Source organism: Microcoleus sp. SVA1B4 (assembly GCF_036700545.1).
In the GTDB taxonomy this organism is placed as follows: Bacteria; Cyanobacteriota; Cyanobacteriia; order Cyanobacteriales; family Microcoleaceae; genus Microcoleus.
Genome location: NZ_JAUBPB010000062.1, coordinates 1 through 14,794 on the forward strand (window position 1 = coordinate 1; position 14,794 = coordinate 14,794).

The 14,794-nt window shown below is 49.0% G+C and carries 9 protein-coding genes; 1 reads left to right on the forward strand and 8 read right to left on the reverse strand.

Annotation, left to right across the window (positions count from 1 at the left end; translation table 11 throughout):
* The 5 genes from QT987_RS23080 to QT987_RS23100 all read right to left on the reverse strand — a co-directional run.
* Window positions 1-290, reverse strand: a 290-nt coding sequence (locus tag QT987_RS23080; RefSeq protein WP_333244808.1) for a hypothetical protein, incomplete at its 3' end; no start/stop codon positions are given.
* 371 nt (window positions 291-661) lie between these two features.
* Window positions 662-2,482 (reverse strand): efflux RND transporter periplasmic adaptor subunit, encoded by a 1,821-nt coding sequence (locus tag QT987_RS23085; RefSeq protein ID WP_333244811.1) that lies wholly within the window; start codon window positions 2,480-2,482, stop codon window positions 662-664.
* A gap of 475 nt (window positions 2,483-2,957) precedes the next feature.
* Complete coding sequence (locus QT987_RS23090) at window positions 2,958-3,584, reverse strand: Uma2 family endonuclease (RefSeq protein WP_333244813.1); 627 nt, start codon at window positions 3,582-3,584, stop codon at window positions 2,958-2,960.
* 291 nt (window positions 3,585-3,875) lie between these two features.
* Window positions 3,876-5,144: a pitrilysin family protein gene (locus QT987_RS23095; protein WP_333244816.1), complete on the reverse strand. Its 1,269-nt coding sequence runs from the start codon at window positions 5,142-5,144 to the stop codon at window positions 3,876-3,878.
* Window positions 5,145-5,570: 426 nt separating this feature from the next.
* Window positions 5,571-6,836, reverse strand: coding sequence for a pitrilysin family protein (locus QT987_RS23100; protein ID WP_333244819.1), 1,266 nt, complete (start codon window positions 6,834-6,836; stop codon window positions 5,571-5,573).
* A gap of 332 nt (window positions 6,837-7,168) precedes the next feature.
* Between QT987_RS23100 and QT987_RS23105 the strand changes: the two genes are divergently transcribed.
* Window positions 7,169-8,197, forward strand: coding sequence for a hemerythrin domain-containing protein (locus QT987_RS23105; RefSeq protein ID WP_333244822.1), 1,029 nt, complete (start codon window positions 7,169-7,171; stop codon window positions 8,195-8,197).
* Window positions 8,198-8,620: 423 nt separating this feature from the next.
* On the opposite strand, the gene QT987_RS23110 is transcribed toward QT987_RS23105, so the two are convergent.
* The 3 genes from QT987_RS23110 to QT987_RS23120 form a co-directional block, all read right to left on the reverse strand.
* Entirely contained in the window at window positions 8,621-9,481 is an 861-nt protein-coding gene (locus tag QT987_RS23110) for an SDR family oxidoreductase (protein WP_333244827.1), read from the reverse strand.
* Between the two features lie 398 nt (window positions 9,482-9,879).
* Window positions 9,880-12,294, reverse strand: a complete 2,415-nt coding sequence (locus QT987_RS23115) for an SdrD B-like domain-containing protein (protein ID WP_333244829.1) — start codon at window positions 12,292-12,294, stop codon at window positions 9,880-9,882.
* Between the two features lie 545 nt (window positions 12,295-12,839).
* Window positions 12,840-14,759, reverse strand: a complete 1,920-nt coding sequence (locus tag QT987_RS23120) for an SdrD B-like domain-containing protein (protein ID WP_333244832.1) — start codon at window positions 14,757-14,759, stop codon at window positions 12,840-12,842.
* Between the last annotated feature and the right edge of the window lie 35 nt (window positions 14,760-14,794).

The window sequence follows — 14,794 nt, forward strand, 5'->3', positions numbered from 1 at the left end:
GCTCGCCTGATTGTCGGTTTGATCGCCTGATTGTCGGTATGATCGCCTGTTTGTCGGTATGATCGCCTGTTTGTCGGTATGATCGCCTGTTTGTCGGCTCGATCACCTGATTGTCGGTATGATCGCCCACTTGTCGGTACGATCGCCCACTTGTCGGCTCGATCGCCTGATTGTCGGTACGATCGCCCACTTGTCGGCTCGATCGCCTGATTGTCGGTACAATCGCCTGATTGTCGGTATGATCGAATCAATGACGTGGCGATCGACTGACGCACTCTTTTAAGATACAAGGGGCGGGTTCGCCAACAGGCTTAAAGCTTGCAAATAGGTTCTATAAACCCGCCCGAACCCACGAAAAATCCTCTTATTGATATTGCTGCAAGATGTCAGTTGAAACCGACTGAAAATTCGTCTGATGATGCAGCCAGAAACGATATGATTTTTGGCACGATCCGCCGGGGGTTGAAACCCCCGTCTCATAGAAGACAGTCGGTTGAAACCGACTGAAAATTCGTCTAAAACCGATCTACATCAACTAACTCTTCAGTCCTCTTTCAGAGGACTTTCGCTATGAGACAGGGATTTCAATCCCTGGCGGACTCTGCGACGAACTAGCGGACTCTGCGACGAACCAACTAGCCCCTACTGCGCGGACTAACTACTAACGCAAGCGCCTTCCCCCACCCGGTTGCAAACCCGGAATTCCACCCGACGATGGATTTTGGGATCTAGGCCGCAATCCGGGGGGTAAACTAAGCAGCACTTTTTCATCTCCTTTCAAACCCGATCGCACTTCCGTCTTATCATCCACCGTCATACCAGTCTTAATCGGCATAAAAGCAGGTTTGCCATCTTCTCCACCGGGAACAAAAACCCCCGTTTCCCTTTGTTGGCGGACAATTGCCGCAGTCGGAACTACCAAAACATTTTTAAGTTCACCAGCCTTAAACTCAACATTCACATTCATTCCCGATCGCAGCATTTGTTTATCATCATTAATAATTGCCGCTTTTACCTCAAAACTTGTCACATTTTGCTGGACGATCGACTGAGGCGAAATTTGAGTGATTTTACCTGCAAAAGTCTTTCCCGCAAAAGCATCGGCTTGAATAGACGCAGCCTGGCCGATCTGAATCTGAGAAATATTAGTTTCTGCTACGTTTGCTACTAATTGATTTTTGGAAGCTAAGGACAAAATAGAAGAAGAAGTCGCCGAAGAAACCGCACTACCTGCCGTCGTGGGAGTCACAAAAGCGCCCGGATCGGCGTACTTGCGGGTGACAGTGCCGGTGAAAGGAGCCCGTAGCACAGTGTCGTCGATCAGGGCTTGAACGCTTTGCAGGCTGCCTCTAGCGGCGAGAACTTGGGCGCGGGCTTGGGCGATGTCTTCGGGGCGGGAACCAGCTTCTAACAGGGCCAAAGCTTGCTGTTTTTGCTCCACAGCAGCCCGCCCCGCAGCGATGTCTTCCGGGCGTGCGCCCGATCGCGCCAGGGCCAAAGCTTGCCGTTTTTGCTCCACAGCAGCCCGCCCTGCAGCGATGTCTTCCGGGCGTGCCCCCGATCGCGCTAGGGTCAAAGCTTGCCGTTTTTGCTCGACAGCAGCCCGCGCTGAAGCGATTTCTTCGGGGCGAGCACCCGCTTGCAGCAAAGCTACAGCTTGTTCGGCTTGTCTGACTTGCGTTTGAGCTCGATCGCGCGCGGTGCGGGAGTTGTTGACAATTTGCAAAGCAATGGCTCCGGCATTGTAGAGTTCCTGATTTCTCTGAAAGTCTTCCTCTGCTTGGTTTTTGGCGTATTCGGCATCTCTGAGTTGGGCGACTGCTTGGGCGATGTCTTCAGGGCGATTGCCCTTAAGCAATTTTTGTAAATTTGCCTGTTGTTCAGCTAGTTGTGCCTCGGCTACGGCAATATCCTGGCTTCGATTGCCGTTGAGCAATTTTTCCAGACTTGCTTGTTGTTCAGCTAACGCTGCCTCAGCTACAGCAATGTCTTGGGTTCGATTGCCGTTGAGCAATTTTTCCAGACTTGCCTGTTGTTCTGCTAACACTGCCTTAGCCACAGCAATGTCCTGGGTTCGAGTGCCGTTGACCAATTTTTCCAGGTTTGCTTCGGCGGCTGCGAGTTGTCCGCGAGTTTGGGTAAGTTGCCCTTGGAGGTTGGAGTCGTCCATGTAGGCGAGAATCTGCCCTTGTTCAACCCTATCTCCTTCATTGACAAGCAAACTTTTGAGCATTCCTGAAGTTTTGGGGCTGACGTTAACGGAACGTTCGGGTACAATTGTGCCGTTTGCCGAAATTGTAATCGGCAGGTTCACCCTTTCGACAGCAACGGTTTTTTCCCTGCCTCTGGTTTCGCGGCTGGATTTGACTGTTAACTGGCTGTAAGCTGTGTAGCCGACTCCTGCAAGCAGGGATGTGGCGAGGAGTCCGCTAAGCCAGGGAGTCAGCTCTTTTTTAATCTGAAAGTGCTTTACGAAGTACATATAAATTAGACCTGATGGGTCTGTCTTGAATTTAGACCGATCGGGAACAGAAAAGGTTCAATTGAAGTCTCACTAGGTTTTTTCGGTTGTAGCGCAGGTATCTTCGGATAATAAGGAATGAGAATTAAATAACTTCCACTCTTGAAAGTGGGATGGGCGTCCCGCCCGTCTTTTTTGGACGGGCGGGACGCCCATCCCACAATAACAATTAAAATTGTAAGTTATTTAATTCGCGATCCTTAGTTCAGCTCGATCCAGATGTGAAGCAGTGGTGTGAGGCTCAAGACTCACAGTATAAAACTTTAATTAATAACGTTTTACGCCAATATATAGAGAATAATAAAACTCAGCACTCAGCATAACCCTACGTTGCATAGGAATTAGATTGATCGCGAACTGTCTACTCAAACCTTGTGGCTAAACCTACCTTTATCTGAAGAATATATCCTAATATATCCTACGTGTTGTAGTGATTTTACCTGCCAGCCATCAACACCTGTTCAGCAGTCAGTTTTAAATCTGGGAAAGTTAGAGAGACGATGGTCTGATTGCCCCGAATCTGCTGAATTTGATATTCCCCATTCACTAAAGTGCAGATAGAGAGGGTGGGTTGTTTGGGCTTCCCAATGTGTTGAGTACCACCTAATCCTGCGTAGTCTGCAATCCAATATTCAGGAATACCTAAAACTGCGTAGTCTTCGACCTTACGGGAATAATCATTTTGCCAGTTGCTACTAACAACTTCTGCCACAAATTTAATCGAAGTGCCCAGTGTCAGGATCGACTCGTCAGACCAAAACAGTTCTTTGGTAAGTTCATCTCGATCGACAACTGCAACATCAGGTCGAAATGCTGTCATACCAATATTTGAAGGGCGCAATAGTCCCCGCTGAAGGACAAACCAAGGTAAGCCTGTTCCGTCGATCTGGACACAAATTTTTGTGTTAATGAAGGCTGCAACCTGCTCATGAGGGCCTGTTGGTTCCAAGTCGAATACTTCTCCATCGATCAGTTCATAGCGGTTATCGCCACCATAACGGGCGATAAACTCGTCAAAGCTGAGTGGCTTCTGTTGTATTGGTTGGTCGATCGCAATGGTCATAGCTCAACTTAGCCCAATCAATTCTTTTAGTATATCAGACATCTCCTAAAAAGCCTGTTTTGAACAGGCAGGATGCCTGTTCCACAAGAATTATGGGAGATGTCTATCAGATTGAATACGCGATGTGTGACGGATCAAACCGTTACCGATGCCCCATTACCCTATGCCCTATGCCCTATGCCCCATTTTCATCTCTTACGCCGCAACGCGAAACATTCATTTTACATTCCTAGAAATAGCGGACGATCGCATCGATCGAACTTTTGAAAAGTTCGATCGCCAATTTCCTACTCAACAAACAGCCGCCACCACCAACTGTGTAATCGCTGCCTCCGGGCCCACCAAAGAAATATATGGTTCTACAAAATATTTCTTAGCAGCATCCCGCGCTTGTGAAGCTGTCACCTGTGCAATTTCTTCTTGAAATTGCTGGTCAAATTTAATTCCCAATCCCAAAATTTCATACCAGCCTAAAACTTGGGCAATTTGCGAATTGGTTTGTTTTCCTAAAGCATATTGACCGAGCATTTTATTCTTGCAAGCTTGCAATTCTTCGTCGCTTAGTTCGGTGTTGGCGAGCCGATCGACTTCGGCGCGCAATCCTTCAAAAGCAGTCGTTGTATTTTCCGGCGCCGTACCCATGTACACCACAAACTGAGCCGTGTCCAAGCGCGTCGCGTACAGCGCAGAAACGTCGTAAGCCAAGCCCCGCTTTTCCCGCAATTCCACAAACAACCGGCTCGACAAACCGTTACCCAAATAAGTATTCAGCAATTTAATCGCTGCGTAGTCTGGATTTTTGACAGAGGGTGCGAGGTAGCCCAGCATAATCACTGATTGCTGCGTATCTTGCGCGGTAACGACCGATTGAGGGGAGGGTGATAGGGGGGGGACGGTTAAAGTTGGCAGGGGTGTTAAAGGCGCTTTCCAGGAGCCAAAAGTTTGATCGATCAGGGCGATCGCATCTTCGGTCGATATTCTGCCGGCTACAGAAATAACTACATTATCGGGACGGAAATAGGTTTTGTGGAACTCTTCGAGCTCGTTTCTAGTGAGCTTTGACATAGTAGCTTCCGTGCCCAAGGGAGAGAAAGCATAGGGGTGTTCCTTGTACATCGAGTGCCGCAATTGCTCGAATGCGATCGCAAATGGCTGTTCTTGTTGCGATCGAATTGCTGATATGGCAATGCGGCGTTCGAGTTCGACTTCAGCTTCCGGGAAAGTGGGCGATCGCGTCAATTGCGCCGCTAACTCCAAAATCTCCTCAAAATCCGCAGAAACCGTCTTCAAACTCACTAAAAAATAGTCTGTAGTAGAGTCGGCACTCAACCTCGCTCCCACCGATTCTACACGCTCGGCAATTTCCAGCGAAGACAGTCGATCGGTTCCCTTAGTCATTACCGCCGACAGCAAGTGACACAATCCTGCTTGTTCCGGCTGCACGTAGCGACTACCGGCCCGCAGGAATATCCTAGCTGCAATAATATCTGCTGCTGGATTTTCTGCTGCTAAGACAACAATACCGTTGTCTAAAACCGTGCGCTGTACTTCATTTTTCATGATTAATTTACTTAGTAATTGGGAATGGGTAATTGGGAATAGGTAATGGATAATTGGTAATTACTCTATTGCCATTTTTCTATTTTCCATTTGCATATTGTATGATGTCATACCGGGAAGGGTTTGACGCACAACATCGAAGGATCGCGAATTAAATAACTTACAATTTTAATTGTTATTGTGGGATGGGCGTCCCGCCCGTCCAAAAAGGGCGGGCGGGACACCCCACTTTCAAGACTGTAAGTTATTTAATTCTCATTCCTAAATGTAACAATATCTATCCTTTAAGGTGCGCCACAAGCACAAAGAACCCTGGACAAACGCCGAACCTCTATTCGGTACGGTGCGCCACAAGCACAGAGAACCCCGGACAAACGCCGAACCTCTATCTGGTATAAAAGATATTTATATTCACCGATTTACCAATTAGATTGGTTTGAGTACCACGGCCGTATACCGTCGAGGAGATAGATATTGTTGAGCTAGGCGCTGGAGGTCTAATGGCCCAAATGATTGAATTCTGGTGGGATAGCTAAGCGCTACTTCCGCAGTGGCGATCGTATTGTAATATCCGTAAAGACCGGCTAGCTGTCCCGGCGTTTCGAGCGAGAAAGCAAAATCGTTGCACAGCAAACGCTTACACCGGAGCAATTCTACCTCGGAAACTGGCTCAGACTGCAATTCCCAAAGTCGATCGCAAATCCGAGATTCCACCTGTTCGACATCCTTTGCGTCCAAGACTGCACTGATAGTAAATAAGCTCGATTCCCGTTGCAACGAGAAAGTGCTGTCGATCGCCTCTACCAATTGTAATTCTTCCCGCAGTTCCCTGACTAAACGCGAAGTCCGCCCGTCTGCGAGCAACACCGACAGCAAATCCAAGCCGCAAGCACTTTGCAAGTGTTCAACTCCCGGCCCCGTCCACGCCATCATCAGCCGCGCTTGTTCCAATCGCGGGAGACAGAGTTCCTGACGGCGAATTTCTATCAGTGGCGGTTCCGCCTCTGCGGTAAATTTGGGACAATCCCACCGATCGGAAAACTGCTCAAAAGCTTTCCCCGTAACATCTCTGGCCTGTTGTTCATCAATTCCCCCGACTACCACCACTGTCATATTTTCCGGCTGATAGTGCGATCGATGGAAACAGCGCATTTCGTGGGGAGTTCGCGACATCAGCAACTCTTCGGTTCCCAATACCGATCGCCTGTAGGGATGACGCTGATAAACTGTTTCCATCATGGCTTGGAAACCCAGCCAATCGGGATTGTCTTGAGCTTGACGGATTTCTTCTAGCACCACATCTCGCTCGCGATCGAATTCCTGATCCGGAATCGAAGCCCGCAGCAGCAATTCTGCCAGCGGCTGCGCTGTTTCTGCTAAATAATCGGCCGCAGCGTTGACGAAAAAATGGGCGTAGTCGTGACTTGTAGCTGCATTGGCGACACCGCCCCGATTTTCGATTACCTGGTCAAATTCTCCAGGGGCGATCGAATCCGTCCCTTTAAATATCATGTGTTCTAGAAAATGAGCCATTCCAGACCAAGAATCCGGCTCCAGCGTAGCGCCAGCCCTCACCCACACGTCTAGCGCGACCACCGGTGTGGCCGAAATCCGCTGGTGAATGACCGTTAACCCATTATTCAGCTTCCAGACATTGGCTGGGAACTCTAAAGCAGTGAGCAGTTGAGACAAGCTAGTTATTCTTAAACTTTAGTTAACTTCGGCTGCAACTATGGTAGCGCCTTCCAGCTATGCGATCGGGATTAATTGATACAAAAGTCAGTTGTCAGTTGGCCCTTGTCAGTTGGCCCTTGTCAGTTGACTGTTGTCAGTTGTTATTAAGGGTAATTTTTGATTTTTTTTAAAACGACCTTAGCCTTAATTAATTACCATTTTTTTGCTCAAAAGTCAATAGGTTGCGCGGGATATTAATGAATCAGTCGGGAGAAAGAGGATGTTATCAGAATATTTCAATAAATTAAGAGATGTAAGAACACTAAAGACATTGAGAGGAGAAACGACAGATGGTAGCTACCTTAGAAGATACCAAGCGCCAAGCGATCGCAACTAAATTAGCAGACATGAAAGCGCTGCAAAACCTGTTGATCGCCAACGAGCAATTATTCATCAATTCCTGTAACGACTCCGAACTAGCCCAGCGCTTCCGGGATATGCTCGAAGACGATCGCAAAAACTTGGGCGTATTAGAAACTACGATCGTGCAATACGGCATTCAAGCCGAGCCCAAAGAAACCAGCACAAAAATGATTGAAGAAGTTCAGAAACTCATGCAAGGTTCTGAACTCACCATGTTTGAAAAAGTCGCTCAGCACGAACTGCTCAAACACAAACAAACAATGGCTGGCTTGTTAATTCACAAAGCCGCTCAAGTAGTCGGCGCCGACATCGAAGCTGCCATTACCCCGCTCAATACAGTTAACTTTGAGAACCGCGCTCACCAAGAACAACTCAAAGGAGTTCTCGAAATTTTAGGCGTGCGCGAACTGACCGGCAAAGACCCCGACCAAGGCGTTTGGGCCCGCGTACAAGATGCAATGGCCGCCATGACCGGCATCATCGGCGGTGCAGTTACCCGCAGCAAAGATGAGATGAACATCACCGAAATCCTCACCATGGATCACCGGAAAGCCGATACCCTCTTTATGGAAATCGCAAGCACCGACGATCCGAAAAAACTGCAAGAATTCTTCGGTCAGTTGTACAAAGATTTAAGCGTCCACGCAGAAGCAGAAGAACAAATTGTTTACCCAGCAATTCGCAGCTACTACAGCAACACTCAAGAACTGTACAACGAGCAAGCAGAAATGAAGCAAATGCTCGCCAAGATTAAGTCAATGAACCCCAGTTCTTCTGATTTCAAAGCCCAAATCAAACAGCTCCAAACAGCAGTTCAGGATCACGTTAAAGAAGAAGAAAGCGATATGTTCGCTCAAATTCGCCGCAACTTGAGCGAAGCGCAAATGGAACAAATGGCTACTCAATTCAAAGCAGCCAAAAGCACAATGCAGCAAGAAATGGCTAACCTGAAATAATTTAGCAGCGAGCTAATTGTAGCTCTAGCTGAGCTAAAAACTAGCTAAACTGCAACCTATCAATCCCGCTACCAACGTGGCGGGATTACTGTTTTATCTAATATCTAAAATCACAAATGTTCAATATACAGCGTATCGCAGGTTTATGAAGTAGATACAGTAGGGACACGGCGCCGTGCCCATTGGTGTCAACTTAAGACTAAAACCCTTGAGAAATATGGGTTTTATGCCAAGTCTAGATCCCCCTAAATCCCCCTTAAGAAGGGGAGTAGGGGTTGACTTTGACTGCACTCTTGTCCCCCCCTTCTTAAGGGGGGCTAGGGGGGATCTAGGCTTAATAGTCAAACAGCAGTCTCTGAAAGGGTTTGACGTTAAGTTGACACTAATGGGCTCTTGGAGTGTCCCTACGGGTATCTATTATTTCTAGCCGTTAATCACAGAACCGCCGTTGGGATGCAAAATTTGACCAGTCATGTAAGACGAATCTTTTGAAGCTAAAAATACGTAACTGGGGGCAACTTCATCGGGTTGACCGGCGCGTCCCAAGGCGGTGTCTGCACCAAATTTCTCCACTTTTTCTTCAGGGAAAGTTGCAGGAATTAGAGGCGTCCAAATCGGGCCGGGGGCGACTCCGTTGACGCGAATTCCTTTCTCAGCTAAACTTTGAGACAAGGAGCGAGTAAAGGCAACAATTGCTCCTTTTGTGGAGGAGTAATCTAGCAATTGTTGATTGCCTTTGTAAGCGGTGACAGAGGTAGTGTTGATAATTGCACTTCCTTCTTTGAGGTGTTTGAGAGCGGCTTTTGTGAGGTAAAACATTGAGAAAATGTTGGTGCGGAAGGTGCGCTCTAATTGTTCGGCGGTAATGTTTTCGATGCTTTCTTGGGGATGCTGTTCGGCGGCGTTGTTGACGAGGATATCGAGGCTACCAAATTCTTTAACTGTTTGTTCTACAAGGTTTTGACAGAGGCTTTCATCACCGATGTCGCCGGCGATCGCCATACAGCGTCGGCCTTGTTGTTCGATCGCCTCTTTGGTCTTTTTGGCATCATCATCTTCGTTAAGATAGCTGATGACCACGTTAGCGCCTTCCTTGGCAAATGCAAGAGCCACTGCACGCCCGATACCGCTGTCTCCACCGGTAATTAAGGCTACTTTGTCCCGCAATTTGTCGCTACCGCGATATCCCTCCGCGAAGGATTGAGGTTGCGGAGTCATTTGGGATTCAATACCGGGTTGCTGTTCTTGATGTTGAGGCGGATTAATCTTCTGTTCGGTTGGCATAAAAAATTCCTCTACGTTCTACCTTCATAGATAAAGGTTTTCTGGAGGTAGGACATCGTTCTTTTTGCCGATCGCGCTCTACGACTAAAGACAGTAATTAAAGAGATAAATACACCCGTCAGCCGAACCCATGATTGTGGCGGGTTGGTTTATATAAATTGTGAGTTTTCCTCAAAGATTGTCGGTAAAACGCGCCCCTACGAGCATCGGGATATATTTGTTGTAGAGGCGGGTTTCACGAACAATATTTCCGGTAATTAAAGAAATCGATAAACCCGCCCCGCGAGCCTCTAATTATTGTCAAAACAGCAAAAAGCACGTCAAAACATCATTTGACGTGCTTTTTAAAGAAGCTAGTTGCTAATTGCTGAGTCTCGAACTAGAAACCTAACTTAAGATTAAAACAGCAAATTCGTAGGCTCAGGAGCACCGACGAACAATGATTCATCACGCTGAGCTGCTAAAAACGGTAGGATCGCAGCCTGTGCCCCCTCTTCCAACTTCTTGCCAATAATATTAGCCGCACCAGCATTCTCAAGTACGATCGAGTTGTCAAAGCTGACTTGTGGAGCGACTGAGCCACTGACGTTAGTCAGACTATCTGGAGTATCAATCACACCCGTGTCGCCAGTCAGCGGATCGATGCTCCGAATAGCTATTCCTTGTTCCGTCGGTATTGGCGCCGACACACCGATCTGTCTTACAACAGTATTTGGTCCCGGTACGGAGAACGTAACAGGGTTAGGCCCTGTCGGAATGGGGAACGGGTTGGGAATGCCCGGAGCGTTGAAAACTTCCAAGAGCGAATAGTTGCCTGGAGCTAAATTGGTGAACACGAACTGGCCGTTAGCATCACTCCTTACCAGAGGCTCGGTACCAGCATCGTAGCGGCCGTTCCGGTTGAAATCCAAGGTGAACGGGATGCCCTCCAAAGGAGGTTCGCCCGGATCTTTAACGCCGTTGCGGTTGTCGTCCCGGAATTTTTCTCCGATAAAGTCCTCGAACTGGCCGTTGCCCACCAAAGCACAAGTAAACGTTTGGTTTGCGCCCAGAACGATGTCTAGTGGTTGAGTAGTTTGGAAAGAATTGGAAGGCACCACTTCCCGGACTCGGTAAATACCGGGGGTCAAATTGCCAAACTCCCAGCGACCAAACTCATCGCTGATGGTACTTGCTTCTCCGGCATCAAGGGCGTCGTTACCGTTGCTGTCGAGGTAGATTGTGACCCCTGCGATCGGCCTTTCAAAGCCGTCTCGGTAGCCGTTGCCGTTCACGTCTTGGAATTTGCACCCAGTGATCCGGCTGTTGGGGGTGTTGCCAAAGACGACGTTGGCATCTTCAGTGCTGAGGTTGAACTGCACCCGATCCGGAGTAGTAGGACTAAAACCAACCTGTGGCACTTCTCGAACCACATAATTGCCCGGTTCCAGGATGGTGAAAGCACCGCGCCCGTTGGCATCAGTTACTAGGGATTGTTCCTCTGGGTCGAGGGCGCCGTTGTCGTTGGCATCAAGGTAGACCGTGACGCCGGGAATGCCGACTTCCTGTAGAGTGTTGCCCGGTTCGTAACGACCGTTAGCGTTTTGATCGTTGTATTTGAAGATATTGATGTTGGGGCGCGTATTCCCGACAGCACCGCTACCTGGATTTACCAAAATCGGGGTGAAGAAGACTGCGGGTTCCGGGTTTACGGGGGGGAAGGGGGGCGGAAAGTTCGCCGCAACGACACGCTGACCACCTGGAACAGTTGCATCTGCCACGATGAAAGGCAGTGTTCCCTGCTGTCGCGATTGGGGCCCGGGGGCTGTAACTTCTACCGGGTTCTGCGTAGTTGCAATTGGCGGCTGGTTGGGTATGAATGTGTCAAAGGTTTCCAATACTGAGTAGCTACCAGCCTTCAAATCTCTAAAGGTAGCCCTACCATCAGCGCCAGTGAACAGTTGCGGTTCGCCCGCGTCTCTTTGGCCGTTCCGGTTCAAATCGAGGATGAACGGGATGCCGGAGAGAGCAACTTCGCCGGAGTCTTGTATGCCGTTGGCGTTGTCGTCCCGGAATTTGAAGATCGGGATTTCGTACAGGGGAGTGTTGCCTACTTGAGCGCAGGCCCAGATTTCGCCAGGGCCGAGGTTCACGTCAAGCAGGGGGGTGCTACCGGGGGGGGTGCTTTGGGGAAAATCTCTTTCTAACGGTTCAGTTCCCGGCCCGTTGGCGCGCTCTTCCCGAATCCGGTACTGCCCAGCCGGCAAATCAGTGAATCGGAACTCGCCGTTTCTATCGGTTAAGGTAGTGCGTTCCCCTGCATCTAGCTGACCGTTGTTGTTGGCATCGATATAGATTCTGACGTTTTCCATCGGGGGTTCACTCCCGTCTCGAAAGCCGTCGTTGTCTACGTCGAGGAATTTGCAGCCAATAATCTGACCGCCCGGGACGGGAGCATTGCCGAACAACACTGTGGCATTAGTTCCCGCGAGGGTGACGACGACTGGGTTGGGAGTTGTCGGGGTGAATCTGGGTGGCGAGATTTCCCGGACTGTATAGGTGCCTGGAAGCAAGCCTGGAAATACGAAGTTTCCGCTGGCGTTTGTCAGCGTCGAGGGTTCACCTGGATCGACCTGGGTGTTGTTATTCGTGTCAATAAAGATTTGGACATCGCGCAGTCCCGGTTCGCCCGGTTCTCGAACGCCGTTGCCGTTGAGGTCATTGAACTTGGTACCCTGGATACCCGCAGGAGCGTTGCCAAAATTGATGGTTGGCGGTAGCACTATTTGGGGTAATACAGGAAGTACCTGACTAGCTATTCTTTCTTCTGCCATGATTTTCTTTTCCTTCACACCTAAATCTACGTAAGCTACAGGCTACTGTATCACTTTGTCAATCAGCAGTTAGCTGCTGCTAGCGACTGACGATCGCTACTCAATCATACATACGTCTACGTTGCTCGAAGGTTCCTCATCTAACATCAGGCTTACTCCAGCTTTGTCGCACGAGATTATATCAGGTTTTGAATAGCTGTGGCAATTTGAGCGCAATATCTTCAAGATTTGCGCCCTGAGTTTTTCTGCCCGTGGACACTTGCTGTTTAGAGCTGGAACAACGTTAAGATTCACTGAACCTCGGTGAATTGAGCGACCATGCCACGAGGGCGATCGCACTTGGGGAATTGTCTGATAATTCCTAAAAACAGGTATGATACTACCTCTGAATCTTGCTCCTCATATACAAGCCAGCTTTGGGCTTCCCGGAACTCTGGCTATGCGTTGGAGGTTGCCAACAATAGGGTATCACGCGATCGCCCTTTAACCTCTTCCTAATTTTTATCTGCGGTTTGGGATGTGGGGCGATCGACTTTTGTGTCACCCTACATAACCGAGAAATCTCTCGCGCCCATCTGCACAAACGAGTGAGCGATCGCCCCATTATTTAATTCATTTTTATTGACAAAATTACCAATTTGTGCATTAGGTTCTAGACCTAAATTCTGTTGCCCAAAGTTAGGAATATTGCCTAAATTTGCAAAAAATCCATCACTCAAAAATTTACTATTTTGATAACTATCATGACCCTGGCTCAAAAGCAAGCTATCGGCCCTCATATTACCTGCAGGTTCGGGTCCGGTATAGCTGTTGGCATCCGTCAGCGGGTCGCCCTTCCAGGATTTAGCCGCCCTACCCTCAGCCTCTCCCGTTACCAAATCGATGCTGCTGGCCCGAATCTCTGCCGAGACAACAACCACAGCAGGCGGAGTCGTTTGAATAAAACCGGGGGGCGGAACTTCCCTGACAACATAACTACCTACCGGAACATTGCGGAAACTGTAATTGCCCTGAAGGTCGCTTAAGGTACTCGCTTCACCCGGATCTAAACTGCTGTTGTTGTTGAGGTCGATGTAAATTTGAGTATTGGCGATCGGCGGTTCCCCAGGATCTAGGCGGCCGTTGGCGTTAAAATCGTTAAATTTCACACCGCTGATCGTGCCAGTCACCAACACGTTACCAAAGCTGAGATTAGTGGCATTTGTGCCGTTACCCACGGTAATCGGAGTCGGATTTGGCGTGGTTTGTTGAAAACCGGGCTGCGGGACTTCCCTCACGACATAGGTTCCTGGAGGCAAATTGATAAAAGAGAAATTACCTTCGGGGTTTGTTAAAGTCGAAGGTTCGCCCGGATCTAAACTGCCGTTGTTGTTGAAATCAAGGTAAATCGGCCAGTTGGCAACTCTCGGTTCCGTCGGTTCGTTGATGCCGTTAGCGTTGAGGTCGTTGAACTTGAAGCCGCTGATGCTGCCGGTAGGAAAATTGTTGCCGAAATTGACGCCGACAGCGTTGGTATTGCCGGTGATGTCGATCGGGCCTTGATTTGGCGTAGTCTGTACCCATCCTGGTTGCTGGATTTCCCTGACCAAATATCTGCCGGGAGAAACATTGGCAAAAGTGTAGTTCCCTTGCGGGTTGGTGATGGTGTTGGGTTCGCCCGGATCAAAGCTGCCGTTGCCGTTGAGGTCGAGGTAAATTTGCCAGTTGGTCAGAGGCGGGTCTGTCGCATCTCGGACGCTGTTGGCATTGAGGTCGTTGAACTTGACACCGCTGATGCTGCCGACAAAAAAGACATTGCCAAAATTGATGTTGTTGACAGTGGCGTTGGAAGTAACGTTAACCGGGCCGGGGTCAGGCGTGGTTTGAAGAAAACCCGGTTGCTGGACTTCTCTCACCAAATATGTATCTGCGGGAATATTGACAAAAGCGTAATTGCCTTCAACGTTTGTAAAGGTAAAAGGTTCGTCGCCGTCTAGCCTGTTGTTGCGGTTGAGGTCGAGGTAAATTTGCCAGTTAGCTAGCCCTTGTTCCCCAGGATCTCGGCTGCTGTTGTTGTTGATGTCGTTGAATTTTGTGCCTGCGATCGTCCCTGCGTTGAAGTTGTTGCCAAAATTGATATTGCCAGCGTTTGTGCCACTGGTAATTGTGATGGGTGCGGGATTTGGGGTAGTTTGGCGAAAGTTCGGCTGCTGGACTTCCCTAACTTGGTAAGTGCCCGGTGGCAGGTTGGCGAAGATGTAGTTGCCTTGCGGGTTTGTGAGGGTGGAAGGTTCGTTAAACTCAAGCTGGCCGTTGTTGTTGAGGTCGAGGTAGATTTGCCAGTTGGGAATGGGGACTTCTCCGGGATCTGGGAGGCCGTTGGCGTTAAAATCGTTGTATTTAGTGCCGCTGATGCTGCCGACTTGGAAGTTCCCGATGTTGACGTTGCCGATGTCTATTTGGCTGGCGGTTCTGAATTCGGACATGGTGTTGCTGGGGCCCAATGAACGCGGTTCAATGT